Raw genomic sequence first — 25,794 nt, 5'->3', positions numbered from 1 at the left:
GCATGACGCAGGGACTTCACTGTCCTCTAAGGATTCAGTGACATCATCGGTCAGCGTGAGCGTTCGTACGATCAGTGTAATCGGGACCACAGGGTCCGTGGGCACCCAGGCCATCGACGTCGTCACCGCGAACCCGGACCGGTTCGCGGTGAGCTCGCTGGCCGCCGGGTCGAACCGCGCGCTCCTCGTCGAGCAGGCGGTGCGCCTCGGCGCGCGCCGGATCGGACTCGCCGACCCCGGGGACGCCGGCGAGGCGACGATCCGGGACATGCTCGCCCACGAGGCCGCCCGCCAGGGCCTGCCCGACCGGGTCGAAGCGATCGAGCTCGGGCCCGAGGCGAGCGAGCGGATCGCCGCCGCGGACGCCGACGTCGTGCTCAACGCCGTCACCGGTGCCGTGGGTCTGCGCAGCACGCTCGCCGCGCTCGAGGCCGGCACGGACGTCGCGCTTGCGAACAAGGAGTCGCTCATCGTCGGCGGCCCGGTCGTGCTCGACGCCGCCGCACGCTCCGGGGCCCGGCTCATCCCGGTCGACAGCGAGCACTCCGCGATCGCCCAGGCCCTGCGCGCCGGCCGGGCCGGCGAGGTCGAGCGCCTCGTCATCACCGCTTCGGGCGGGCCCTTCCGCGGTATGAGCCCCACCGAGCTCGAATCCGTCACCCCCGCTCAGGCGCTCGTCCACCCGACGTGGAACATGGGCACCGTCATCACCACGAACTCCGCGACGCTCGTCAACAAGGGCCTCGAGGTCATCGAGGCCCACCTGCTGTTCGGCATCGACTACGACCGGATCGACGTCGTCGTCCACCCGCAGTCCCAGATCCACTCGATGGTCGAGTACATCGACGGCTCGACGCTCGCCCAGGTGTCGCCGCCGGACATGCGCCTGCCCATCGCCTACGCGCTCGGCACCGGCACCGACGGCACGACCCGCCGCGTCCCGGGCGCGACCGCGCCCAGCGACTGGACGACGCCCACCTCCTGGACCTTCGAACCCGTCGACTCCGCCGCGTTCCCGGCCCTCGACCTCGCTTACCGCGCCGGCCGCCTCGGGCACACCGCCCCGGCGGTGTACAACGCCGCGAACGAGGTGCTCGTCGAGGCCTTCCACGCCGGCCGGGTGACGTTCCCGCAGATCTCGGCCGGGATCGCCGCCGCGCTCGACGCGCTCTCCGGGGACGCACCCGCGGCCGCCGACGTGCTCACCGTGGACTCCGTGCTCGCCGCCGACTCCCGCGCCCGGGACCACACCCGGGACTGGATCGCCCAGGCCGGGGCCGAGCAGATGCGCACCGTCCGATGACGCCGCTGCTCTACGCCCTCGGTGTCGTCCTCTTCATCGTCGGGATCAGCCTCTCGATCGCGCTCCACGAGCTCGGCCACCTCATCCCCGCCAAGCGGTTCGGGGTCAAGGTCACCCACTACATGGTCGGCTTCGGCCCCACCCTGTTCTCGCGCCGGCGCGGGGAGACCGAGTACGGGATCAAGGCGTTCCCGCTCGGCGGCTTCATCGCGATGCCCGGCATGTACCCGCCGCTCGAGGCGACGAGCGCCCGCGCCGAGCAGCTGGGCGCGGCCGACGACGCCGAGGAGATCGTCACCGCCGACGCCCGCCTCAGGGCGAGCGCCGAGGGCTCCGCGGAGACCGGGGCAGACGCCTCAGCGCATCCCGGCTCCGTGCTCACCGCGGAGGACCCGCCGCGCCGGGAGCGCCGGCGCCGCGGTCGGCTGTTCGAGCGGAGCATGGCCGACGCCCGCGACTTCTCCAACCAGGAGATCGGACCCGGCGAGGAGCGCCGCACCTTCTACGCGCTGTCCGTCCCCAAGCGCCTCGTCGTGATGTTCGGCGGCCCGGCGGTCAACCTCGTCCTCGGCATCCTCATCATGGCGGTCGTGATGCTGGGGTTCGGCGTCGTCCAGCCGACGACCACGGTGGCGACCGTCGTCGAGTGCGCTGTGCCCGCCTCGGAGGCGGCGAAGCGCCCCGCCGAGGAGCGCAGCACCTGCCGCGAGGGCGATCCGCTCACCCCGGCCTGGGAGGTCGGCATCGAGCCCGGCGACGTGATCGTCGCGATCGACGGGGAGGCCACGCAGTCGTGGGAGGAGCTGTCCGCGGCGGTCCGCGCCTCCGCAGGGGACACCGTGCCGGTCCGCGTCATGCGCGACGGCCACCAGTCCGACATCGAGGTGCCGATCATCGCCACCGAGCGCCCCGTCGTCGACGAATCCGGCGCCCCGGGTCGTCGACGAGGCCGGTACCCCGGCCACGGAGACCACCGGCTTCCTCGGCGTGAGCCCCACGCAGGAGCGCCGCCCGATGGCGCTCGCCGAGTTCCCCGGTGAGATGGCCGGCATGATCGGCCAGACCTTCACCGCGCTCTTCACCCTGCCGGAGAAGCTCGTCGAGATCGGCGGGGTCGCCTTCAGCGATGCCGAGCGCGACCCGGAGGGGCCGATCGGCATGGTCGGGGTGGGCCGCGTGGCCGGTGAGATCGTGAGCACCGAGCAGCTCGAGGTCGTCGAGAAGGCGCAGGTCGGGCTGTCGCTCCTGGGCTCCCTCAACCTCTTCCTCTTCGCGTTCAACATGGTGCCGCTGCTCCCGCTCGACGGCGGGCACATCGCCGTCGCGCTCTACGAGGGCGCGCGGCGTCGGATCAACCTTGCACGCGGACGGGGGATCATCGGCCCCTTCGACACCGCCCGCCTGCTGCCGCTGACCTATGTCGTCGTCGGGGTGCTCCTGTGCATGACCGCGCTGCTCCTCTACGTCGACATCGTCAAACCGGTCATCCTGTTCGGCTAGCTGCTCCTCCGCGGCCTCCTCGGGTGCGGTCGGGAGCGGGCGCCGCCTCCTGCCCTGTGATCTGCGCGACCTCCGCCGTTCAGGTTCCCTGCAATCGCGGGGGCTACGATGGAAGCAGTGTCATGCGCCCAGGTTCGGGCGCACTGCAGCCGTCGAAGGGAAACTCGTGACCTCGGTCAACCTCGGAATGCCCGCCGCTCCGCCCCCGGTGCTCGCTCCTCGCCGGCAGACCCGCCAGATCAAGGTCGGCTCGGTGGGTGTGGGGTCCGAATCCCCGGTGAGCGTCCAGTCGATGACGACGACGAAGACCACCGACATCAACGCCACCCTCCAGCAGATCGCGGAGCTCACCGCGGCCGGCTGCGACATCGTGCGCGTCGCCTGCCCGAGCGCGGACGACGCCGAGGCTCTGCCGGCGATCGCGGCGAAGAGCCAGATCCCGGTCATCGCCGACATCCACTTCCAGCCCAAGTACGTGTACGCCGCGATCGACGCCGGCTGCGCGGCGGTCCGCGTCAACCCGGGCAACATCCGCAAGTTCGACGATCAGGTCAAGGAGATCTCCCGGGCCGCCTCGGATGCGGGCGTGTCGATCCGGATCGGCGTCAACGCCGGCTCCCTCGACAAGCGGATCATGGAGAAGTACGGCAAGGCCACGCCGGAGGCGCTCGTCGAGTCGGCGGTGTGGGAGGCCTCCCTGTTCGAGGAGCACGACTTCCACGACTTCAAGATCTCCGTGAAGCACAACGACCCGGTCGTCATGGTGCGCGCCTACGAGCTGCTCGCCGAGGCCGGCGACTGGCCGCTGCACCTCGGCGTGACCGAGGCCGGGCCTGCGTTCCAGGGCACGATCAAGTCCGCCACCGCGTTCGGCGCGCTGCTGAGCCAGGGGATCGGCGACACCATCCGCGTCTCCCTGTCCGCCCCGCCCGTCGAAGAGATCAAGGTCGGCAACCAGATCCTCGAATCCCTCAACCTGCGCCCGCGGAAGCTCGAGATCGTGTCGTGCCCCTCGTGCGGCCGCGCCCAGGTCGACGTCTACACGCTCGCCGACAAGGTCACCGCCGGCCTCGAGGGCATGGAGGTGCCGCTCCGGGTGGCAGTCATGGGTTGCGTGGTCAACGGGCCCGGTGAGGCGCGCGAAGCCGACCTCGGCGTGGCCAGCGGCAACGGCAAGGGCCAGATCTTCGTCAAGGGCGAGGTCATCAAGACCGTGCCGGAGTCCGAGATCGTCGAGACCCTCATCGAAGAGGCCATGCGCATCGCCGAGGAGATGGAGGCTCCGTCGGGTCCGGCCGAGGTGGTCGTCGGCTGATGCGGCTGGCCCGGCTCGGCCACGAGCACACCGACTGGTTGAGCAGGCTCACCGAGGCCGACCCCGCCCAGCACGTGTTCCTCGCCAGTCTGCTCGAGCTCACCCGCAGCGCGCAGGTGTCGTCCCCGTCCGGGACCCTGTACGGGGTGTTCGACGGGGACGAGCCGGTCGCCGCCTACTGGATCGGCGGCAGCATCATCTCGCTCGGCGCGACCCCGCGCACCAACGCGCTCGTCGCCGACATGCTCAATTCGCGCGGTCGCTTCGCCTGTTCGATCATCGGCGACCACCGGCCGGTCATCGACCTCCACCGGCGGCTGCGCTGGGGCCCGGCTCGCAGCGTGCGCGCCGACCAGCCGTTCATGGTCGCCGACCGGCAGCCCCGCGTGGCGCCCGCCGCCGAGGTGCGGGTCGGGGACCTCGAGGACGTCAGCGAGGCCTACGCGGCGGCCGTCGAGATGTTCACCGAGGAGGTCGGGTTCTCCCCGGTGGAGAACGGCTCCGCGGGGTACCTGAGCAAGGTCCGCTCGAACCTCGCCAGCGGCTCCACCCTGCTCTACACCGCCGAGCGCGGGCCGGACGGCGAGCCGCTGCCCCGCTGGCCGGCGCAGAACTCCGCGCTGCAGGTCGTGTTCAAGGCCGACATCGGCATCCGTTCGGACACCGCGGTGCAGATCCAGGGGGTGTGGGTGCACCCGGTGTTCCGCGGCCGCGGGCTCGCCGCGCCCGGCATGGTCGCCGTCACCGACCACGTCCGGCGCACCGTGGCGCCCGTCGTCAGCCTCTACGTCAACGCCTTCAACGCCCCGGCGCTGCGCACCTACGCCGCCGCCGGCTACTCCCAGCGCGGCCGGTTCGCCACGATCATCTACTGACTCCCGGAGTGCAATTCTCGAAGGTTCCTGGGAACGATTCCGCGAACCATCGCAATCTCACGCGACAGCAGCGTCAGTCGTCCTCCCGCGGGTCGAAGCGGAACTCACCGGGCGCCTCGGCGCCGGACCGGTCCCGTCCGCGCAGGGCCTCGAGCGCGCGCCGGTCCTTCTTCGTCGGCCGCCCGGTGCCCTTGTCGCGTCGCGGCACCCATCCGCGCAGGGTCGGATCCGGCGGGGGCGTGAGGTCCTCGTAGCACTGCTGGGCGATCGGCGCACCGCCGCGCGTGTCGAGGAGGGCGGTGATGCGGAGGATCTTCTCGAATCCGGTTCGACGCACCCGGACCTCCTGACCGATCCGCACCTTCTGCGAGGCCTTGACCCGCTGGCCGTCGAGCTGCACGTGCCCGCCCCGGCACGCCGTGGTCGCCGCCGACCGGGTCCGGAACATCCGCACGGCCCACAGCCAGACGTCGATGCGCTGGGATTCGCTGGAGTCGAAACGGGGTTCGGGCATGGGTCGAGTCTACGGTTCTCCGCAGAGCCGAGGACAGCTCGGAGCGGCATGGGGCGGCCCGGCCGGCCGTCCCCGCGCCGGCAGTGATGCGGATGCCTGGCAGCCCACCGGCTGCCCGCGGCAGACTCGGAAGGGGCGGATGCGTCCGCGGAGTTGAGAGACTGGGTGCATGACTCCACCACCGGTGAGCCTCACCGCACCCGCCCTCATCGACTGGACACCGCCGCGAGGCCTGCGCGCCCACGAGTCCACCTCGGTCATCGGGCGCGGCCAGGCGATGTGGGACCGTGCGAGCACCGAGGTCCTCCGCTGGACCGTGAAGACGCGCAGCGGGTTCCGGGTGGCGCCCGCCGCCGAGGCGGTCGTCGGCGCACGCCCGACGGTCACCGCCGGCCTGCTCGGGATCACGGTCGTCGAACCGGTCGAGGTGGTCGAGGTCGTCCGCGCGGCGGATCGGGTGGGCTTCGCCTACCGCACCCGCCCCGGCCATCCGCTCGACGGCGAGGAGGCGTTCATCGTCCACCGGGCCGGACCCGAGGTGCGGCTGACGATCCGCTCCCTCACCCGGCCCGCCCCGGCCGGGTTCTGGCGGCCGCTGTACCCGGCACTGCTCGTCGCCCAGCAGGTGGTGCGCCGCCGCTACCGCGCCGCCCTGCGCCGGCCGGGCTGACCGGGACGATCCGGCTCGCGGGGGGCGCGGCCCCGCTCAGCCGGTGAACTCGACGCCGGGCCGGGGTCGGGTGTCGACGGTGAGTTCGAAGACGTCGGGCCGGGAGTAGTGCCCGACCGGGTCGAAGTCGTAGGTGGTGCGGGAGCGGGCGGTGACGTCGACCTCGGCGGTGAGGATCGTCTCCTCGTCGTAGACGGGGCCGGCGAGCAGTTCGCCGGTGGGGCCGTAGATCGCCGAGCCGCCGCGGATCAGCCAGCCGGCCTCGTTCGGCTCGAGCACGCTCGCGTAGTCGTCCCCGAAGTCCTCCGCGCGGATCGCCTGGCACGCGGAGAGGACGAAGCAGCGGCCCTCCATCGCGATGTGGGCCATGGTGTGCTGCCAGGTGTCGCGATCGTCGACCGTCGGAGCGCAGTAGATCTCGACGCCCTGGGCGTACATCGCCTGCCGGAGCAGCGGCATGTAGTTCTCCCAGCAGATCACCGCGCCGGTCCTGCCGGCGGGGGAGTCGACGACCGGCAGGGTCGACCCGTCGCCGAATCCCCAGATCAGGCGCTCGGACCCGGTGGGCATGAGCTTGCGGTGGTGGCCGCCGATGCCGTGCTCGGCGTCGATGTGGACGGCGGTGCAGTAGAGCGTCTGGCCGAGGCGCTCGATGATCCCCAGCACCGTGAACACTCCCGTGCGGCGGGCGGCCTCCGCGATCTCCTCGAGCTCGGGGCCGTCGAGGGCGACGGCGTTGTCGAAGTACCGCTGGTACTCGTCCCGGCCGGCATCGGTGCGCCGGCCCACCGGGGCGCCGAAGGTCAGACCCTTCGGATAGGTCCCGAGGGTGGCTTCCGGGAACACCGCGAGCTCCGCCCCGGCCCGTGCCGCGTCGTCGATCAGACTGCAGATCTTCGCCGTGGTGGCGGCGCTGTCGAAGGGGATGGAACCGGTCTGGACGACGGCGACTCGGGTCATGGTGACTCCTCGGATGGTGTGGTGTCGAGTGCGGTGGGTGACCGGCGGGTGCCGGTGTCCTCCTGCCATCGTGCCATCACCGGTGCAGTCACCGGCACCCGGACGTGCGGGGAAGGGCCGAGGTGCACCTCGGGTTCGTCCACAATCGATGGAACACAGGAAAGAATATTCAACTTATTTTCGAACGGGTTGTGGATAACGTGACTCTGCGACTCATTTGAGCCGTTCCGTGTCCGTGCCTCCCGATAGCGTGGAATCACAGAAGCACCACCCGCTGGACCCCGATCACGGGATATCGAGTTCGACCGGACCGGTCGGAGAGGGTGGAGCAGACGACACCGGTTCGCAGCTGCAGGACCGCTGGGCGAGGACCGGTGCGGCCGAGGCACGGAGAGAGGAGGCGAGCAGCCCGATGACCGCGACGACGACCCACCCCGCAGGTGCGCGAGTGCCCGACGGTGCCCCGGCGCTGCTGCGTCTGCAGGACTCGCTGCCCGCCTACGATCGGCTCATGCTCGCGCGGATGCGCCTCATCGCGGACACCGTCGTCGAGGAGTGCCTCGACCTCGAGCCCGAACCGGCGCCCCAACCCGCAGCGGAGCTCGTGTCCACGTCGCTCGTGTCCACGTCGAAATGGGTCCTCGAGCGGATGACGGGGGAGCACCTCACCTGCCTCGCCGCCGTGCTCGACTCCACGATCACCCGCGCCTACTCGACCGCCCGAGACGCACTCATCGCCTGTTTCAGCCTTCATCGCACGCGCGCGCTCGTGCAGGCCGGGCGGATGCGCTTCGACCGTCTGCAGTACGCGGCGCGGCGCGCGCATCGCCTGGGGGATGCCGCGCTCGCCGAGCTCGACGCCGGGATCGCGGAGCTGCGACTCGATCTGGCGTGGGAGTCGTACTGCCGAGCGGTCAACGATCTCATCCGCCTGCTCACCGACAATGACGACCGGGCCGAGGACGTCCACACCCGCCGGCGCGTCGAGTTCTGGCGCAGCGATCCCTCCGAGGGGAAGCTCCTGCTGACCGGCCCGCTCGAACCGCTCTACGCCCTGCACCGGCGGCTCGAGGCCACCGCCCGGGCGATCGCGCGGGCGCAGACCGGCACCTTCGGCGAGCAGCTCCCGCCGGGAGCGGTGATCGTCGACGACCGCACGGTGCCGCAGCTGATGTTCGACCTCTTGAGCACGATCGCGCCCGGCACCGAGGTCGAAGTCCTCAACCCCGTCGACTTCGGCCGCGGCGACCCCGCCACTGGAACCGACGCCGGTGAGCTCGTCGATGCACTCGTCCGAACCGCAGGCGGTGTGGCTGATGCGTGCGACGCTGCACCACCGGTCGATGCGGATCCGGCCCCGGGATCGGGCAGCCCGCCCGCTGACCCGAGCCGTGTCGTCATCACCTGCCCGACGAACCAGGAATGGCTGCGCCGACAGGCGACCGTCGTCGTCACGGTCCCATTCCTCAGCCTCACCGGACACGCCGAGCTGCCCGGCCACTGGTCGGACGGCGGGCCTGTTCCGGTGGAGATGGCCCAGCGGTTCGCGTCCCGAAGCTCGACGTTCTACCGGATCCTCACCGACCCCGTCTCCGGCGCCGTCTGCGACGATGCCGCTCGCTCCTACGCGATCCCCAAAGGCATCCGGATGACGATGAACGAGAAATGGATCTGGTGCACCGCGCCCGGATGCACCCGGCGGGCCGAGACCTGCGACGCCGACCACGCGATCCCGTTCGATCATGCGGATCCGGCGGCCGGCGGCCGCACCGACCTGGAGAATCTCCACCCCCTGTGCAGGGCGCACCACCTGATGAAGACCAAGCGGACGCTCACGCTCCGCACCGGTCCGGGAGGGATGAAACGGTGGGAGTTCCCCCACGGCATCATTGCCGAGGTCCGCTCGGCCGAGCGCATCATCGACCAGGCAGCGGCCCGCGAGATGCTCCGCGTCCTCGGACTGCCGGACCCGAGCGGCCGCGCCGGACCGGTGAGCCCTGACGACCGCGCGGGACCGATGGATCCCGATGACCGCGCCGGACCGGGTGATCGCCGATTCTGCTCCGAACCTGATCGCTCGCCCGACCCTCCTGCTGATCGCGGCCGTCCGCGGCCCGCTGGGCCGCCCGATCCGTGGACCTGTCGCAGCGGCGCTGACGATGCGCTGTGGACCCATGCGGACGACGACCCGCCGCCGTTCTGAGAACCGCGATCAGTCGCCGGGGCGCGGATGGAGGCGGTGCCAGCGGCCACCAGTTCGAGCAACTGCAGCCGGTTTGAAGCCGTCGACCCTGAGGCACGGTGGCCGGTCAGTCTCGATCCGTCACCGATTGCCGGTCACGCGCGCGGTCACGGAATGCCGGTCGACAGACGATCGAGATCAGCCGGTCACGCTCGACGGATCAGGTCCCGCTGATCACCCACGGGAAGGCATGCGCGGTCGAGCGGGCGCCCTGTGCCGCCTTCGAGGCGTTGCGCTCGCCGAGGCGTGCGGTGAGGTCCTCACCGAGCTCGACGATCCGGGCGAACCGCTCCGTGGTGAGCCAGTCGGGCTTCGTCGCGAACAGGATGTCCTCGCTCGAGGTGTTCCCCGAGGCCCCCGGCGCGAACGGGCACCCGCCCAGACCGCCGAGCGCACCGTCGACCGAGGTCGCGCCCGCCGTGATCGCCGCCAGCGTGTTCGCCACGCCCAGCCCCCAGGTGTCGTGGCCGTGGAAGACGACGCCGGCATGCGGCCGCAGCCGTGCGGCCCCCGCCACGAGAAGCGCCACCTGAGCCGGATCGGCCTGCCCCAGGGTGTCGGCGATGACGGTCTCGCTGCACCGGGCCGCGCGCGGATCAGCCACGAGCGCGAGTGTGCGCCGCGGATCGACCGGCCCGTCGAAGGGGCAGGTGAACGACGTCGCCAGGCACAGCTGGAGCTCCGCACCCGCCTCGGCGGCGATGTCGAGAGCGCGGGGGAGCGCGGCCATCGAGTCCTCGGTCGAGCGTCCGATGTTCGCCCGGTTGTGCGCATCGGACACCGACAGGCAGTACTGCAGGCGGGTCACGCCGGCCGCGACCGCGCGCTCGACGTGGCGCGGTGTCGCCACCCACAGCCAGCAGCTGCGCAGCTCCTCCGACGTGAGCGCGGCGACGACCTCGAGCGTGTTCGCCATCGGCGGGACGAGGTCCGGCCGGGCGAGCGACCCGATCTCGAGCTCCGGCACGCCGAGCGCGAGCAGCTCCCGGATGAGGTCGACCTTGACCTCGGTCTCGAGGAGCCCACCGGTGAGCTGCAGGCCGTCGCGCAGCGTGACATCGCGCAGCCGCGCGGTCGGGTGCGCACCGGGACCGGTGCTGGTGGTGTCCTCGGTCATGGTCGTCCTCCCTCTGCTCCTGACGTTCTCCGTGCTCCATCGTTCTCACTGCCGGCCGCACTGTCGGCCCCACCGCCGCCGAGGACCTCCGCGATCGTCCCGGAATCGACCCCGGCGGCCTCGAGCACCTCGCGTGTGTGCTCCCCGAGGTCGGGCCCGAGGTGGTCGATCTCCACCGAGGTCCCGCCGATCACCGGGGTGATCCCGGGGAACGCCACATCGGGCAGCACCCCGTCGCCGATGTCGACGTCGAAGCGCTGGATCATGTTCCGCGCCCGGTACTGCTCGTCGGCGAGGATGTCCTCGGCGGTGTAGATCGGCCCGGCCGGCACGCCGGCGGCATCGAGTGCGGCGAGCGCGTCGTCCACGGTGCGCTCCGCCGTCCAGGCTCCGATCGCAGCGTCGAGCTCGTCCCGGCGCGCCCACCGCTGCGCGTTCGAGGCCAAGCCCGGGTCGGCGGCGAGGTCGGGCCGGCCGATGACCTCCATGTAGCGGCGGAAGATCCCGTTGCCGTTGCCGGCGATGACGATCGACTTCCCCTCCGCGCACACATAGGCGTTCGACGGCGCGATCCCCTCGGTGCGCCCGCCGGTGCGGGTGCGCAGCCGTCCGAACGCGGAGTAGTCGGGCACGAGCGATTCCATGACGGAGAACATCGCCTCGTTGAGGGCGACGTCGACCGTGCGCGGTGCATCCGGCTCATCGGACTTCGCGTTCGCCTGTGCCCGCCGGCGCTCGCGGTCGAACAGCATCATGCACGCGCCGAACGCCGCCTGCATGCCGGCGATCGAATCCCCGATCGACACCCCGACCCGCGTCGGCGGCCGGTCGGGATCGCCCACGAGCTCGCGGAAGCCGCCGTACGCCTCGGCGACGGCGGCGAACCCGGGCCGGGCGGACAGCGGGCCGGTCTGACCGAACGCGGAGATCCGCACGAGCACGAGCTCGTCGTTGAGCTCGTCGAGCACCTCGGGACCCAGACCCCACTTCTCGAGGGTGCCCGGCCGGAAGTTCTCGAGCAGGATGTCGGATTCCGCGACGAGCGCCTTGACCGCGGCGAGCCCGGCGGGGGAGCGGAGGTCGAGCGCGACCGACTTCTTGTTGCGATTGATCGTGCGATAGAGCAGCGAGGTCGTGCCCTGCTGGAGACGCCAGTTGCGCAGCTCGTCGCCGGTGCCCGGCCGCTCGACCTTGACGACCTCGGCGCCGAAGTCGGCGAGCATCCGCCCGGCTGTGGGAGCGGCGATGTAGTTCCCCAGCTCGAGCACCCGCACTCCGGCGAGCGGCAGACGTGGATGATCGGTCATGGATCCTCCCGGGACCAGCAGTGCCGACGCCTCTTCCTCGAGGAGCGCCGACGATGACGATGAGACGGTACCGGCAGTGTGGCACAGGCGCCGTCGCGGCACCGGGGCGTCTCAATCAGCGAGGCACCCGCACGAGCCCGACCCCGTGCTCCGCAGGCCCCGACCCGGTGCTCCTCAGACCCTGGGCCGGTGCTCCGCAGGCCCCGACCCGGTGCTTCACACGCCCCGACCCGGTGCCGCGCGGGCCCAGGTCCCGCGCCCGCGCCGGCCCGGCCCGAGGACTCCGTTGCAGGCCCTGCCGCACGCGCCCGCGGTGGTACAGTCCCAGGAGATCGTCGAAGCCGGTCACCCCTGCCGAACCGGTCGCCCCTGACCTAGAGGAGAGTCCTTCATGCCCCTGCGGATGTCATCGCTGTTCGTACGCACCCTCAAGGAGGACCCGGTCGACGCCGAGGTCGCCAGCCACAAGCTGCTGCACCGCGCCGGGTACATCCGCCGCGCCGCCCCGGGCATCTACACCTGGCTGCCGCTCGGCCTCACCGTGCTGCGCCGGGTCGAGGAGATCGTCCGCGAGGAGATGAACGCCGCCGGCTCCCAGGAGGTCCACTTCCCCGCGCTGCTGCCTGCCGAGCCCTACAAGACGACCGGGCGCTGGGTGGACTACGGCGACGACATGTTCCGCCTCCAGGACCGGCGCCAGAACGACTACATCCTCGCCCCCACCCACGAAGAGGTCTTCACCCTCCTCGTCAAGGACCTGTACTCCTCGTACAAGGACCTGCCGCTGTCGATCTACCAGATCCAGACGAAGTACCGCGACGAGGCGCGCCCGCGGGCCGGAGTGCTGCGCGGCCGCGAGTTCATCATGAAGGACGCCTACTCCTTCGACATCGACGACGCCGGGCTGGCCGCCTCCTACGAGAACATGCGGCAGGCCTACATCCGGATCTTCGACCGGCTGGGGCTCGAGTACATCACCGTCAAGGCGACCGCCGGGGCGATGGGCGGGTCCGAGACCGAGGAGTTCCTCCACCCGTCCGAGGTCGGTGAGGACACTTTCGTCCGCTCGCCCGGCGGCTACACCGCCAACGTCGAGGCCGTCACCACCCCCACGCCCGAGCCCCTCGACTGCGCGCACGTGCCCGCCGCGCACGTCGAGGACACCCCCGACACCCCGACGATCGCCACCCTCGTCGCCGCCGCGAACGAGCACCACCCGCGCGAGGACCGCGAGTGGACCGCCGCGGACACCCTGAAGAACGTCGTCGTCGCGATCACCCACCCCGACGGCGAGCGCGAGATCGTCGTCATCGGGCTGCCCGGCGACCGCGAGGTCGACCTCGACCGCGCCGCCGGCTCCGGAGCGCTCGGTGCCGGAGAGATCGCCGTCGAGCCCGCCACCGAGGCCGACCTCGCCGCCCACCCGGGCCTCGTGCGCGGGTACATCGGCCCCGGCACCAGCATCGACGCGCCCGTGCTCGGACTCGAGGGGTCGACCGGCATCAAGTACCTGCTCGACCCGCGGGTGGCGCAGGGCTCGCGCTGGATCACCGGCTCCAACGAGCACGGCCGCCACGTCTTCGACCTCGTCCACGGCCGCGACTTCACCGCCGACGGCACCGTCGAGGCCGCCGAGGTGCGCGCCGGCGACCCGGCCCCCGACGGCTCCGGCCCCCTCGAGCTCGCCCGCGGCGTGGAGATCGGGCAGATCTTCCAGCTCGGCCGCCGCTACGCCGAGGCGCTCGACCTCACGGTGCTCGACGAGAACGGCAAGCGCACCGTCGTCACCATGGGCTCCTACGGCATCGGCGTGACCCGGGTGATGGCGTGCATCGCCGAGGGCAACCACGACGAGCGCGGACTCATCTGGCCCCAGCACCTCGCCCCCGCCGACGTCCACATCGTCGCCACCGGCAAGGGCGAGGAGATCCTCGCGAAGGCCGAGGAGATCACCGCCGCACTCGAGGCCGAGGGCGTGCGCGTGCTCATCGACGACCGGCCCAAGACCTCGCCGGGTGTGAAGTTCGGCGACGCCGAGCTGCTCGGCGTGCCCACCGTGCTCGTCGTCGGCCGCGGTCTGGCCGACGGCACCGTCGAGCTGCGCGACCGCCGCACCGGCGACAGCCGGGACCTGGCCGTCGCCGAGGCGGTCACGGAGATCGTGCGCTTCATCGACGAGCAGTACGCGGCCGTGGGCGCGCACCGGACGGGGCGGTGACCGAAGCCGCCGTCTCCCTCCCCGTCATCCTGCTGGCGCTGTTCGCCGCGGGTCTCCTGGCGGGGTGGGTCGACGCGGTGGTCGGCGGCGGCGGGCTGATCCAGCTGCCCGTCCTCCTGCTCGTCCCCGGTGTCTCCCCGCTCGCCGCGGTCGGGACGAACAAGGTCGGCTCGATCGCCGGCACCGCGGTGTCGGCCGCGACCTACATGCGGCGCATCCCGCCGGACCTGTCCGCGGTCGTGCCCGCCGCACTGTGCGCGTTCCTCGGTGCGGTGGGCGGGGCGATGCTCGCCGCCTCGGTCCCGGAGGACCTGTTCACCCCGATCATCCTCGCAGCCCTCGTGCTCGTGGCGATCTTCACCCTCCTCAAGCCGAGCCTCGGTGCGGAGGCCGTGCTCCGGTACTCCGACCGCAGTCGCCGGTACCACGCCTACTCGTGGCTCATCGGCGGCATCGTCGGCGTCTACGACGGGATGCTCGGCCCCGGCACCGGCTCGTTCCTCGTCATCGCCTTCGTCTCGATCATCGGTCTGAGCTTCCTCCGCGCCTCGGCCCAGGCGAAGGTCATCAACTTCGCGACGAACGTCGGCGCGCTCGCCTTCTTCATCCCGCAGGGCCACGTCGTCTGGGAGTACGGACTGGCGCTCGCACTCGGCAACATCATCGGCGGCCGGCTCGGCTCCCGCACCGCGCTCGACCGGGGCAGCGGCTTCGTCCGGATCGTGTTCCTCGTCGTGGTCGGAGCGCTCATCCTCAAGCTCGGGTTCGACTTCCTCACCGGCCCCTGAGCCGGGGTCCTCAGCCGAGGCGCTTGAGGGTGTGGGCGTCGATCCCCTGCACCGGCAGACCGCACAGCGCCCGACACACCCACAGCGAGCGCGCGGCGTCGCCGAACGCCTTCCGGTTCCCACCGTAGGCGGAGCGGAGGTACCAGAACATGTTCTCGACCTCGCGCGCCACCGCCGCACCGATCCCGTACGCCGGGTCGATCTCCGCATGGGTGCACAGCCGGCCGGCGAAGGCGTGGAGCCAGCGCGCCTGATCCTCCGGCGTCGCCCCGGGGAGTTCGAACAGCCGGTTCCACAGCACCGGGGCGACCATGTACGCCGTCGGCCCGCTCAGCGGCTGCGGGTCGATCGCCTTCCACGTTGCCACCCCGTGCTGATCGGGGTTGCCGGCGAGGATGTTGTAGTAGTGGAGGTCGGCGTGGATGAGCCAGGCCTCCTCCGACCGGGCGAGCGTCTCGATCCACGCGCGGGCGGAGTCGAGGACGTAGCGGTCCTGCGGCGTGAACGCGGGGAACTCCGTGACGAGGCCGACGTCGGCGGGGAACTTCTCGAGCCAGCCCGCCGCGATGTCCTGGACGCGCACGAACCCGGGCTGCGCGGGAACCGTGAGGGAGCGGGCGAGCTGCCCCCAGATCGGCGCCACCGACTCCAGCGGCTCCGCGGACAGGTTGACCGTGGTGCGCAGCCGCTCCTGCAGGGTCGCCCGGAAGGAGGAGTCCTCGCTGATCACCCGCACCGCCCCGTGGCCGCCCCAGGCCTGCAGGGCGCGCAGCACCTGCGCGTGCACGAGCGGGTTGTCGGTGTTCGGCCACGCGAAGCGCAGCACCGCCTGGTACCGCTCCTTCGTGAGGACGGGGATGACCAGGCTCTCCGCTCCCGCCCACGGTGCGGTGGGCAGCGGGTCGGGGGTGAGCTTCCAGCGGTCGAGGAGCTCGAACACCATGTGATCGAGCGCGTCGGCCCAGGCCTGGGCCCGCGGCACGCCGATGATCTCCGCGGCGGAGTTGAACAGCACCTCGGGGATCTTCATCACGCGCCCCCGCCTGCCGCCGGCGAGGCCGTGGACGCATCGGTGATCCGGTAGCGCAGGAGCTGCCGCTGCCCGGCCCGGGCACGGGCGTCGGCGGACATCCACAGCTGCGCGGTGCCGAGGTACTCCGCACCCGGGGTCTCGAACAGCCCGAGCGCGGCCGCGGCCACGAGGTCCTCCACGGCGGTGGCCGTGCGCAGCGCCGACTCGGCGTCCACGGGGGCGGGATCGAGCTGCCAGGCGGGCTCGTTGCCGACGGCGGCGAGCCCGGCGGTCTCACGCAGCTCGTTGCCCTGGATCGCGGCATCGTCGAGCCGGGTGATCCGGGCGCGGGCGAACTCCCCGTAGGCGTCCTCGGCATCGTGGAACACCGCGAGGCGCTCGTACCCGTAGGCGGCCTGATAGCAGGCGCGGACGAAGCCCTCGAGCCCGGGCGCCGCCGGCGTGGCGCTCGGATCGCCGTCCGGCTCGGGTCCCCCGTCGTCCGGCTCCGGATCCTCCGCGTCCGCGGAGCCGCTGGGAGCAACGGCCCCGGCTCCGGGGCCGGCGGGGTCGGGGGCGTTCTCCGGCAGTGCGGCCAGGCGCCGGCCGAGCGCCGCGGCACGCTCGGAATCTGCGGGCGCGAGCGCGAGCACGGCTCCGACGGCGATGTCGACGAGGGCGGCGAGGCCGCGCCCGCCGGCGGACTCGGCCTGTCCGGCCGGGCCGCCGATCACCTCGGGCAGGCGGTCGAGGACGAGTTCGGTGACCGAGTTCAGACCGTCGGCGAACCTGTAGGACTCCGGGGTGGGGGAGGAGGTGGGGGTGACGAGCTCGCTCGGCGGGGCCCACTCGGGCCCGGCCGCGGCCCGCAGGGCATCGAGGTCGGCGGGATCCCCGCCGCCGGTGGGCGCCTCGGTCGCGGCGAGCATCCGGGCCACGTCGTTGCGCAGGGCGTCGAGGGCGGCGGGGGTCGGTACGTCCGGCGGCACATCGAGTCGCAGGGAGCAGGCGGTGAGGCCGCCGAGTGCGCCGAGGAACCCCAGACCCAGCACGGCACGACGGCTGCGCGGGAGTCCGGGGAGGAGGTGCATGGGCCCAATCGTAGCGTGAACTACCCTGGGGGTTGACGTGCAGCACTGCAGATGAGGAGGCCGGACATGGCGCAGGACCAGCAGACCGTCATCGATCGCATCACCGCCCCGCTCGCGGCCGCCGGACTCGTCGTCGAGGAGGTCAAGGCGGTCGCCGCCGGCCGGCACCGCACCCTGACCGTGATGATCGACCTGCCCGAGGACACCGCGGACCCGGTGTCGCTCGAGCACATCGCGCTCGCCACCCGGATCGTGTCCGAGGAGATCGACGAGCTGCCCCTCTTCAACGACCATCCCTACGACCTCCAGGTCACCTCCCCGGGCGCCTCCCGCCCGCTCAGCGAGGTCCGCCACTTCCGCCGTGTGCGCGGTCGGACCATCGATGTGCGGACGGCCGCCCGCACCCTGCGCGGCGAGCTCGCCGAGGTCGACGACGCCGCCGTCACCGTGCACGAGGAGAAGACGGGGGAGCCCGTCGTCCTCGGGCTCGACGAGATCGAGCACGCCGAGGTCGTCCTCCGCTTCCGCTGAGAGGCCGTCGAGCCGGCTCGACGGCGGTTCAGCCGCTGCGGCCGTTCGACTATGGTGGGGTCTCACACCTGCATACTCGACAAGTGAACAGCCGGGCAGAACCGATGCTGTCGGATCGGAGGACATCATCATGGACATTGACCTCAGCGCCCTGCGACTGATCGAGCGCGAGAAGGAGATCCCCTTCGACACGCTCGTCGAACTCATCGAGCGGGCCCTGCTCAACGCCTACCTCAAGACCGAGGGCTCCTACCCCGATGCCCGCGCCGAGCTCGACACGAAGACCGGCAAGGTCGTCATCTGGGCCGTCGAGTTCGACAACGACGACACCCCGGTGGGGGAGTTCGACGACACCCCCGACGGCTTCGGCCGGATCGCGGCGATGGCCGCCCGGAACATCATCCACCAGCAGCTGCGCGATGTGGAGGACGAGTCCGTGCTCGGCTCCTTCCGCGACCGCGAGGGAGAGATCGTCTCCGGTGTCATCCAGCAGGGCCGCGACGAGCGGATGATCCAGATCGACCTCGGCGAGGTCGAGGCGGTGCTGCCCCCGCACGAGCAGGTGCCGGGCGAGCAGTACTCCCACGGCAACCGCATCCGGGTCTACGTCACCGACGTCCACAAGGGGCTCAAGGGCCCCTCGATCACCGTGTCCCGCTCGCACCCGAACCTCGTGCGCAAGCTGTTCGCCCACGAATCCCCGGAGATCGCCGACGGCACCGTGGAGATCGTGGCGCTGGCCCGCGAGGCCGGCCACCGCACCAAGATGGCGGTGCGGGCCACGGTGCCCGGCGTCAACGCCAAGGGCTCGTGCATCGGCGAGCTCGGATCCCGGGTGCGCTCGGTGATGGCCGAGCTCGGCCAGGAGAAGATCGACATCGTCGACCACAGCGAGGACCCGGCGAAGTTCGTCGCCAACGCGCTGTCGCCGGCCCGGGCCTCCTCGGTCGAGGTGCTCGACCGCGCGCTCAAGGTGGCGCGCGCCACCGTTCCAGCCGACCAGCTCTCGCTCGCGATCGGCAAGGAGGGGCAGAACGCCCGTCTCGCCGCCAAGCTCACCGGCTGGAAGATCGACATCGTCGCCGCCGAGTGACCCGGGAGCGGCTGCAACCGGGCGTCGTGCGGCCCGGCACCGGCGGTGATGTAGACTGGTCGGCGTGCCTCACGCAGTCGATCCCACCCGGATGTGCATTGCGTGCAGACGACGCGGACCGCAGTCCGCCCTCCTGCGCCTCACCGTGCAGCGGGGCGATCCGCCGCAGGCCGTCGTCGACGTCCGTCGCAGGCTCCCCGGACGGGGAGCCTGGATCCACCCCACGGTGAAGTGCTGGCAGGCGGCACGGAAGAAGAATGCATTCGCGCGGGCCTTCCGTGTGGCTCGCATCGAGCCCCCGGAGATCCCGCGCTGGATCCACCATTCGACAGAAGAGCGGGTACACCAGATGGAAACCAACCAGTGAGTGCTCAGAAATGACACCCCACACTGACGGTCGTGAGCAGTGAGATGACTGCTACCCGGTAATGAGGTTCCTCCCTGTCCGGGAAGGAACCCGGACAGGAGAAAAGTGGCAAAGCCCCGTGTCCATGAGCTCGCCAAGGAGCTCGGCACAACAAGCAAGGACGTCCTGGAGAAGCTGCAGAACATGGGCGAATTCGTCCGTTCCGCATCCTCCACCGTCGAAGCACCGGTCGTCCGCAAGCTCAAGGAGACCTACGGCGACCAGGCCGGCCGCGCCTCTGCGGAGAAGAAGACCGCAGAGCAGAAGCCGGCCGGCCAGAAGTCCGCGGCGCAGAAGCCCGGCGCCCAGAAGCCGGGAGCGAAGTCCGGCCCGAAGCCCGGAGCCCCGGGCGCCAAGCCCGCACCCGCCGCTCCCGCGGCCGAGGCGAAGCCGGCCGAGTCGAAGCCTGCACCGGCGGCGACCCCCGGCCCCGCCGCCCCGGCCCCGAGCCCGGCGGCGCAGGCCGCGCCGAAGCCCGGCGCACCCGCTCCGAAGCCGGCGGCCAAGGGAGACCCCGAAGCCCGGTGGTCCGGCCCCCAAGCCCCGCGGCGGCGCCCGTCCCGGCAACAATCCCTTCGCGCCCTCGCAGGGGATGCCCAAACCCGGCGGCAAGCGCGGCGGCGCCCGCCCCGGCAACAATCCCTTCGCGCCCTCGCAGGGGATGCCCAAGCCTGGTGCCAAGCCCGGCCCCAAGCCCTCGGTCGAGGGTGCGCCCCGTCCGGGCGGCCCGAAGCCCGGTGCCAAGCCCGGCCCGCGTCCGGGTGCTCCGCGCCCCAACCCGGGCCTGCTGAAGAACTCCGCCCTCGCCAAGCCCGCCCCGTCGCGCGGCGGCGGTCGGGGCGGACCCGGCGGACCCGGCGGCGGACCCGGTGGTCCTCCGCGCGCCGGCGGCCGTCCCGGCGGCCCGCGCGGCTCCGGCCGGGGTCGCGGCGGCACGCAGGGTGCGTTCGGCCGCGGCGGCGGTCGCGCTCGCGGACGGAAGTCCAAGCGCGCCAAGCGCCAGGAGCTCGAGCAGATGCAGGCTCCGTCGGTCGGCGGCGTCTCGGTCCCGCGCGGCGACGGCACCACCCCGCTGCGCCTGCGTCGCGGCTCCTCGCTCGCCGATTTCGCGGAGAAGATCAACACCGATCCCACGAATCTCGTGACGGTGCTGTTCCACCTCGGTGAGATGGCGACGATCACCCAGTCCCTCGACGAGGACACCTTCCAGGTGCTCGGCGAGGAGCTCGGCTACAAGGTGCAGATCGTGTCCCCGGAGGACGAGGACCGCGAGCTGCTCGAGAGCTTCGACATCGACCTCGAGGCCGAGGAGGAGGCCGAGGACGCCGAGGACAAGCAGCCGCGTCCGCCGGTCGTCACCGTCATGGGTCACGTCGACCACGGCAAGACCAAGCTGCTCGACGCGATCCGGTCGGCCAACGTCGCCTCGAAGGAGGCCGGTGGCATCACCCAGCACATCGGCGCCTACCAGGTGGCCGTGGAGCACGACGACGAGGAGCGTCGCATCACCTTCCTCGACACCCCGGGCCACGAGGCGTTCACCGCCATGCGTGCCCGCGGTGCGAAGGCCACCGACGTCGCGATCCTCGTGGTCGCGGCCGACGACGGCGTGATGCCGCAGACCATCGAGGCCCTCAACCACGCCCAGGCGGCCGACGTGCCGATCGTGGTCGCGGTGAACAAGGTCGACAAGGACGGGGCGAATCCGGCCAAGGTCATGCAGCAGCTCACCGAGTACAACCTCGTCTCGGAGGAGTACGGCGGCGACACGATGTTCGTCCCGATCTCGGCGCTCAAGGGCACCGGCATCGAGGACCTGCTCGAGGCCGTCCTGCTCACCACCGACGCCGCCCTCGATCTCAAGGCCAACCCGGACAAGTCCGCGCGCGGCATCGCGATCGAGGCGAAGCTCGACAAGGGCCGCGGTGCGGTCGCGAGCGTGCTCATCGAGTCCGGCACCCTGCGTCAGGGCGATGCGATCGTCTGCGGCACGGCCTTCGGCCGCGTCCGCGCGATGTTCGACGAGAACGGCGAGCAGCTCGACGAGGCGGGCCCGTCCCGTCCCGTGCAGGTGCTCGGCCTCTCCAGCGTGCCGCGCGCCGGTGACACCTTCCTGTCCACCGACGACGACCGCACGGCCCGGCAGATCGCGGAGAAGCGCGATGCCATCGAGCGCAACGCCGCTCAGGCCCGCGGCCGCAAGCGGATCAGCCTCGAGGACTTCGCCAAGGCGCTCGAAGAGGGCAAGGTCGACATGCTCAACCTCATCCTCAAGGGCGACGTGTCCGGTGCCGTCGAGGCGCTCGAGGACTCGCTGCTCAAGATCGACGTCGGCGACGAGGTCGACCTCCGGATCATCCACCGCGGCGTCGGTGCGATCACGGAGAACGACATCAACCTCGCCACCGTCGACAACGCGATCGTCATCGGCTTCAACGTGCGTCCCGAGGCCAAGGCCCGCGACGCCGCCGAGCGCGAGGGCGTCGACGTCCGCTACTACTCGGTGATCTACGACGCGATCGACGACATCGAGAACTCGCTCAAGGGCATGCTCAAGCCCACGTTCGAGGAGGTGCACACCGGTTCGGCGGAGATCCGCGAGATCTTCCGCTCGTCGAAGTTCGGCAATATCGCCGGCTGCATCGTGCGCGACGGCATCATCAAGCGCAACGCCACCGCCCGGGTCACCCGGGACGGCGTGGTCGTCGGGGACAACCTGTCCATCGAGTCGCTGCGGCGGTTCAAGGACGATGCGACCGAGGTCCGCGAGGGCTACGAGTGCGGTATCGGCCTGGGCAAGTTCAACGACATCCGCGACGGAGATCTCATCGAGACCTTCGAGATGCAGGAGAAGCCGCGCGACTGACCTCGCGCCCGCTCCGACCGATCCGCGCACGGGCTGCACCGCAGCCCGTGCGCGGCTCCGATGAAAGGACCATCATGGCCGATCCCACACGCGCCAGGAAGATCGCCGACCGGATCCAGGTGATCGTCGCCCGCACGCTCGAGAAGCGGGTCAAGGACCCGCGCCTCGGGTTCGTCACCGTCACCGATGTGCGGGTGACCGGTGACCTGCAGCACGCGACGGTGTTCTACACCGTCTACGGCGACGACGAGCAGCTGGCGTCGACGCAGGCGGCGCTGAACTCCGCGAAGGGGCTGCTCCGGTCCGAGGTCGGCAAGGGTCTGCAGATCCGGCTCACCCCGACGCTGGAGTTCGTCGCCGACCAGGTGCCGGCTGCGGCCGCGGAGCTCGACGAGCTGCTCGCCAAGGCCGCCGCGCACGACGCCGAGGTGGCCCGGCTCGCCGCACAGGCGAAGCCTGCCGGTGACGCCGACCCGTACCGCAGGCCCAAGGCCGAGGACGACGAGGGCGAGCAGACCGCAGGGTCCTGATCACAGGCCGCGGCCGGCTCCGCACGCCGCTCCGGTCCCGTCCCCCGATCCCGCACCGGATCGGGGGACGCGTGCGTTCCGCCTCGTCAGCCGGGGTGCGATCGATGTCACGGAAACGAGGTGTCGTTATCGTTTTGTCATCACCGGAATCCCGGCTACACTCGGTTGAGATCACGGAACGATTACAACTTTGTTAAGGGACAGTCGAATTGGGTAAGCACTCTGATCCGAAGCCCTCCTGGGGCGCGAACGCACGGACTCTCGTCCGTGACATCTCCGCCATGGGACGCAAGTCTTCGGGGCGTCACAGCGCCGAACCGAACACCGCGACCGGAGTTCTCAAGACGGTCAAGCGTCGGCCGATGGTCGCCGCGATCGCGCTGCCGGCCGCCGCGACCACCGCGATCGTCGCCTCCTCCTTCGCCTTCGCGCCGGACGAGAACGCCGGCGTCGTCAAGGCCGAGAACCAGGCCACCGCCCCGCCCGCCGAGGCGCCCGAGGAGACCCCCGCGGTCGACGAGGCCGCCGAGCAGGAGCACTGGGACAAGGCCGCCGAGGAGTACTTCGAGTCCCTCAAGGACGACCCGAACTACACGTCGGAAGCGAAGACCGAGGCGAAGCTCCCCACCCCGGAGCCCGAGCCGACCCCCTCGGAGTCGAAGTCGAAGTCGAAGGAGCGCACGGAGTCGAGCTCGCGCTCGAGCGACCGCTCCGGTGAGACCGCCTCGGGCTCCTCGAAGGAGTCCTCCGACGAGTCGTCGTCCGGCTCCTCGAAGGAGTCCTCCGACGAGTCGTCGTCCGGCTCCTCGTCCGAGGGCGTGTCGAACTCGCCGTGCTCGGTGTCGTCCTCGATCGAGTCCGGCCTCACCGCCAATGCGAAGAAGGGCTACCGTGCGGTCTGCGCGGCCTTCCCGGAGGTCAAGTCCTACGGCGGCCGCCGCAACGACCCGGGCTCGGACCACCACTCCGGCAACGCCGTCGACGTGATGATCACCGGCTCGACCGGCGACCGCATCACCGAGTACCTCATCGCGAACAAGTCCGAGCTCAACATCGAGTACGTGATCCGGGAGCAGAAGATCTTTGCCTCCTACACCGGCTGGAAGGGGCGCCCGATGTCGGATCGCGGCTCCGTCACGGCCAATCACTACGACCACGTGCACATCTCCTTCCAGTGATGTCCTCCGGCCCCCACCCGGGCCGGACCCGCACGGCGGCGGAACCGCTGCGCTGATACCCTCGGCGCAGCGGTTCTCCCATTCACGGCGGGCGCGATCTCCCCAGCGACAGGACGGTCATGGACCCGAACACCGGCATGCTCATCATCGACAAGCCCCAGGGCATCACCAGCCACGGGGTGGTCTCGCGGGTGCGCAAGTGGTTCGGCACGCGCAAGGTCGGGCACGCCGGCACGCTCGACCCCATGGCCACTGGGGTGCTCGTGCTCGGGCTCGGGCGCGGGACCAAGCTGCTGACGTACATCGTCGGGGCGGACAAGACCTACACCGCGACGATACGGCTCGGATCCTCGACGCCGACCGACGACGCCGACTCCGCCCCGGACGTCTTCGCCGACCCCGCGGACCTCGCCCGGGTGACCGAGGAGCGGATCCGCGCCGGGGCGGCCGCGCTCACCGGGGACATCGAGCAGGTGCCGAGCGCGGTGTCCGCGATCAAGGTCGACGGCGTGCGCTCCTACGCCCGGGTGCGCGCCGGCGAGCAGGTCGAGCTGCGGGCGCGCCCGGTCACGGTGTCCGCGTTCGCCGTCGGCGCGATCCGTCCGGGGGAGGACGAAGCGGGCCGCGGGCACGTCGACGTCGACGTCGAGGTGACCTGCTCCTCGGGCACGTACATCCGGGCGCTCGCCCGTGACCTCGGGCGCGACCTCGGCGTCCACGGCCACCTCGTCGCACTGCGCCGCACCCGGGTGGGTGCGTTCGACCTGTCCGGGGCGGTCGAGCTGCCTCAGGACCCCGCGTCGGCTCCGTCGCCCGCCCTCATGCCGCTCGCCGAGGCGGCCGCGCGCGTGCTGCCGGTGATCGACCTGGACCGGGAGACGGCGACCGCGCTCATGCAGGGGAAGTTCGTCGACCTCGACACGGCACCCGCGGCATCGGGCGGGCACTGGGCCGGGATCGCCGGTGGTGAGCTCATCGCGGTCCTCGAGCGGCGCGAGGGTCGCTTCAAGTCCGCCACCGGCATCACGGTGCCGGGTCGCGCCGACGGCTGAGACCCGGGCCGCGGCCGGCCGCGCATGAATGAGCCCGATGTCGCATGAGGTCGGATTCGGATCGTTGCTCAGCACGACGAGCGTCTGTCGAGTCTGCATCGGGTCGTTCGCCTGGCTCCTCATCGCCTCGGGTAGCGGCATCCTGGAGCTAGCGCTGCGGTGGTGATGCGGTAACCTGAACCGGGTATTCGCGCTGGGAAGGACGGACGTGGAAGTTTTCTGGGAGCTCGACCGCATCCCCGCGGGGTTCGGTCCCACGGCAGTGACCCTGGGGAACTTCGACGGGGTGCACCGCGGTCACCGGGCCGTCCTCGGCGATCTCGGCGATCTCGCCCGCCGGCGCTCGCTCAAGTCGATCGCCGTGACTTTCGACCCCCATCCGCAGACCGTGCACCGGCCGGACACCCCGGCTGAGCTCATCGGCGCGCTCACCGACCGTCTCGCCCGGATGTCGGAGACCGGCATCGACGCCGTGCTCGTCCAGCGCTACTCCCTCGACTTCGCCGCCCAGACCCCGGAGGAGTTCGTCCGCGACTACCTCGTCGAGGGGCTCGGCGCGCGCCTCGTCGCCGTCGGACAGGACGTCCGGTTCGGCCGCGACAACGCCGGCAGCATCGACACCCTGCGCACTCTGGCACGCACCTACGGCTTCGAGGTCGTCACCATCGACGATGTCGGCGAGCACGGTCGCTTCTCCTCGACCGAGGTCCGCCGCCTGCTCCGCGAGGGCGACGTCCGGGCGGCCGCGGAGATGCTCGGCAGCCCGCACACCGTGAACGGCACCGTCGTGCACGGCGACGCCCGCGGCCGCGAGATGGGATTCCCCACCGCCAACCTGTCCCCGGACTCCGCCGGGCTCGTCCCGGCCGACGGCGTCTACGCCGGCTGGGCCTTCTTCGACGCGGACCCCGAGCGCTACCCGGCGGCGATCTCGATCGGCACCAACCCGACCTTCGACGGTGCCGAACGGCGGGTCGAGGCCCACATCGTCGACGTCGCGTTCCCCGACCTCGACGTCTACGGATCCGGGATGACGCTCGAGTTCATCGAGCGCATCCGCGGCCAGGTCACCTTTGACGGGATGGACGCCCTCATCGCCCAGATGCACCGGGACATCGACGACGTCCGCGCTGTGCTAGGCTCGTAGACGCCGTTTTTTCACAGCCGGCCGCGGTTCCACAGTGCTCACGACACGAGGTCGGGGCGCCGCGCAACGACCCGGAGGA

At 71.3% G+C, this 25,794-nt stretch carries 22 protein-coding genes and 1 pseudogene; 17 read left to right on the top strand and 6 right to left on the bottom strand.

Annotated elements, in window-relative coordinates; translation table 11 throughout:
* Nucleotides 1-55 precede the first annotated feature (55 nt).
* From dxr to FDF13_RS13595, 5 genes are all read left to right on the top strand, one after another.
* Complete coding sequence (gene dxr / locus FDF13_RS13615; protein WP_137320120.1) at nt 56-1,303, top strand: 1-deoxy-D-xylulose-5-phosphate reductoisomerase; 1,248 nt, start codon at nt 56-58, stop codon at nt 1,301-1,303.
* Nucleotides 1,300-2,343 (top strand): RIP metalloprotease, encoded by a 1,044-nt coding sequence (locus tag FDF13_RS13610; protein WP_137320119.1) that lies wholly within the window; start codon nt 1,300-1,302, stop codon nt 2,341-2,343. Before dxr ends, FDF13_RS13610 begins: the two co-directional genes overlap by 4 nt.
* Complete coding sequence (locus FDF13_RS13605) at nt 2,291-2,803, top strand: site-2 protease family protein (RefSeq protein WP_137320118.1); 513 nt, start codon at nt 2,291-2,293, stop codon at nt 2,801-2,803. Before FDF13_RS13610 ends, FDF13_RS13605 begins: the two co-directional genes overlap by 53 nt.
* Before the next feature lie 166 nt (nt 2,804-2,969).
* Nucleotides 2,970-4,118, top strand: a complete 1,149-nt coding sequence (gene ispG, locus FDF13_RS13600) for a flavodoxin-dependent (E)-4-hydroxy-3-methylbut-2-enyl-diphosphate synthase (RefSeq protein WP_137320117.1) — start codon at nt 2,970-2,972, stop codon at nt 4,116-4,118.
* A complete protein-coding gene (locus tag FDF13_RS13595; RefSeq protein ID WP_137320116.1) occupies nt 4,118-4,993 on the top strand; it encodes a DUF4081 domain-containing GNAT family N-acetyltransferase in 876 nt (291 codons plus the stop codon). The genes ispG and FDF13_RS13595 overlap by 1 nt, the downstream gene beginning before the upstream one ends.
* A gap of 73 nt (nt 4,994-5,066) precedes the next feature.
* On the opposite strand, the gene FDF13_RS13590 is transcribed toward FDF13_RS13595, so the two are convergent.
* Nucleotides 5,067-5,507, bottom strand: a complete 441-nt coding sequence (locus FDF13_RS13590; RefSeq protein ID WP_137320115.1) for an RNA-binding S4 domain-containing protein — start codon at nt 5,505-5,507, stop codon at nt 5,067-5,069.
* Between the two features lie 169 nt (nt 5,508-5,676).
* Here FDF13_RS13590 and FDF13_RS13585 point away from each other — a divergent pair, with 169 nt between their 5' ends.
* Entirely contained in the window at nt 5,677-6,177 is a 501-nt protein-coding gene (locus FDF13_RS13585; protein ID WP_137320114.1) for a DUF1990 family protein, read from the top strand.
* Between the two features lie 36 nt (nt 6,178-6,213).
* Here FDF13_RS13585 and FDF13_RS13580 read toward each other — a convergent pair whose 3' ends face one another.
* Nucleotides 6,214-7,137: a carbon-nitrogen hydrolase family protein gene (locus FDF13_RS13580; protein WP_137320113.1), complete on the bottom strand. Its 924-nt coding sequence runs from the start codon at nt 7,135-7,137 to the stop codon at nt 6,214-6,216.
* A 412-nt stretch (nt 7,138-7,549) separates the two neighbouring features.
* On the opposite strand from FDF13_RS13580, the gene FDF13_RS14880 reads away from it, so the two are divergent.
* Nucleotides 7,550-9,340, top strand: coding sequence for an HNH endonuclease signature motif containing protein (locus FDF13_RS14880; protein WP_175406988.1), 1,791 nt, complete (start codon nt 7,550-7,552; stop codon nt 9,338-9,340).
* A gap of 199 nt (nt 9,341-9,539) precedes the next feature.
* On the opposite strand, the gene FDF13_RS13570 is transcribed toward FDF13_RS14880, so the two are convergent.
* Nucleotides 9,540-10,496 (bottom strand): hydroxymethylglutaryl-CoA lyase, encoded by a 957-nt coding sequence (locus FDF13_RS13570; protein WP_137320112.1) that lies wholly within the window; start codon nt 10,494-10,496, stop codon nt 9,540-9,542.
* Nucleotides 10,493-11,803, bottom strand: a complete 1,311-nt coding sequence (locus tag FDF13_RS13565; protein WP_137320111.1) for a CaiB/BaiF CoA-transferase family protein — start codon at nt 11,801-11,803, stop codon at nt 10,493-10,495. Before FDF13_RS13565 ends, FDF13_RS13570 begins: the two co-directional genes overlap by 4 nt.
* A 391-nt stretch (nt 11,804-12,194) precedes the next feature.
* Here FDF13_RS13565 and FDF13_RS13560 point away from each other — a divergent pair, with 391 nt between their 5' ends.
* Nucleotides 12,195-14,021 carry a proline--tRNA ligase gene (locus FDF13_RS13560; RefSeq protein ID WP_137320110.1) on the top strand — a complete coding sequence of 609 codons (1,827 nt, stop codon included), beginning with the start codon at nt 12,195-12,197 and terminating at the stop codon, nt 14,019-14,021.
* A complete protein-coding gene (locus tag FDF13_RS13555) occupies nt 14,018-14,809 on the top strand; it encodes a TSUP family transporter (protein WP_137320109.1) in 792 nt (263 codons plus the stop codon). Before FDF13_RS13560 ends, FDF13_RS13555 begins: the two co-directional genes overlap by 4 nt.
* A gap of 10 nt (nt 14,810-14,819) precedes the next feature.
* Here FDF13_RS13555 and FDF13_RS13550 read toward each other — a convergent pair whose 3' ends face one another.
* Nucleotides 14,820-15,839, bottom strand: coding sequence for an aminoglycoside phosphotransferase family protein (locus tag FDF13_RS13550; RefSeq protein WP_137320516.1), 1,020 nt, complete (start codon nt 15,837-15,839; stop codon nt 14,820-14,822).
* The gene (locus FDF13_RS13545; RefSeq protein WP_137320108.1) at nt 15,839-16,912 is read right to left on the bottom strand and encodes a hypothetical protein; all 1,074 of its coding nucleotides are present in this window, start codon (nt 16,910-16,912) and stop codon (nt 15,839-15,841) included. The genes FDF13_RS13550 and FDF13_RS13545 overlap by 1 nt, the downstream gene beginning before the upstream one ends.
* A 66-nt stretch (nt 16,913-16,978) precedes the next feature.
* Here FDF13_RS13545 and rimP point away from each other — a divergent pair, with 66 nt between their 5' ends.
* The 8 genes and pseudogenes from rimP (at nt 16,979) to FDF13_RS13505 (ending at nt 25,715) form a co-directional block, all read left to right on the top strand.
* Nucleotides 16,979-17,443: a ribosome maturation factor RimP gene (rimP, locus tag FDF13_RS13540; protein WP_175406987.1), complete on the top strand. Its 465-nt coding sequence runs from the start codon at nt 16,979-16,981 to the stop codon at nt 17,441-17,443.
* A gap of 130 nt (nt 17,444-17,573) precedes the next feature.
* Nucleotides 17,574-18,536, top strand: coding sequence for a transcription termination factor NusA (gene nusA / locus FDF13_RS13535; protein ID WP_137320106.1), 963 nt, complete (start codon nt 17,574-17,576; stop codon nt 18,534-18,536).
* A 64-nt stretch (nt 18,537-18,600) separates the two neighbouring features.
* A complete protein-coding gene (locus FDF13_RS13530) occupies nt 18,601-18,903 on the top strand; it encodes a YlxR family protein (RefSeq protein ID WP_137320105.1) in 303 nt (100 codons plus the stop codon).
* Between the two features lie 105 nt (nt 18,904-19,008).
* Nucleotides 19,009-21,808, top strand: a pseudogene (gene infB, locus FDF13_RS13525) (translation initiation factor IF-2).
* 74 nt (nt 21,809-21,882) lie between these two features.
* On the top strand, nt 21,883-22,338 hold the full coding sequence (rbfA, locus tag FDF13_RS13520; protein ID WP_137320104.1) for a 30S ribosome-binding factor RbfA: 456 nt from the start codon (nt 21,883-21,885) through the stop codon (nt 22,336-22,338).
* 281 nt (nt 22,339-22,619) lie between these two features.
* Nucleotides 22,620-23,516: a ligand-binding protein SH3 gene (locus tag FDF13_RS13515; protein ID WP_254668814.1), complete on the top strand. Its 897-nt coding sequence runs from the start codon at nt 22,620-22,622 to the stop codon at nt 23,514-23,516.
* 119 nt (nt 23,517-23,635) lie between these two features.
* The gene (gene truB, locus FDF13_RS13510) at nt 23,636-24,568 is read left to right on the top strand and encodes a tRNA pseudouridine(55) synthase TruB (RefSeq protein WP_137320102.1); all 933 of its coding nucleotides are present in this window, start codon (nt 23,636-23,638) and stop codon (nt 24,566-24,568) included.
* A gap of 208 nt (nt 24,569-24,776) precedes the next feature.
* A complete protein-coding gene (locus FDF13_RS13505; protein ID WP_137320101.1) occupies nt 24,777-25,715 on the top strand; it encodes a bifunctional riboflavin kinase/FAD synthetase in 939 nt (312 codons plus the stop codon).
* The last annotated feature ends 79 nt before the right edge of the window (nt 25,716-25,794 follow it).

The organism is Brevibacterium sp. CS2 (assembly GCF_005280295.1).
GTDB classification, from domain to species: Bacteria; Actinomycetota; Actinomycetes; order Actinomycetales; family Brevibacteriaceae; genus Brevibacterium; species Brevibacterium pityocampae.
The sequence above is the reverse complement of the archived record's forward strand: the minus strand, read 5'-3'. Positions and strand labels throughout refer to the sequence as shown.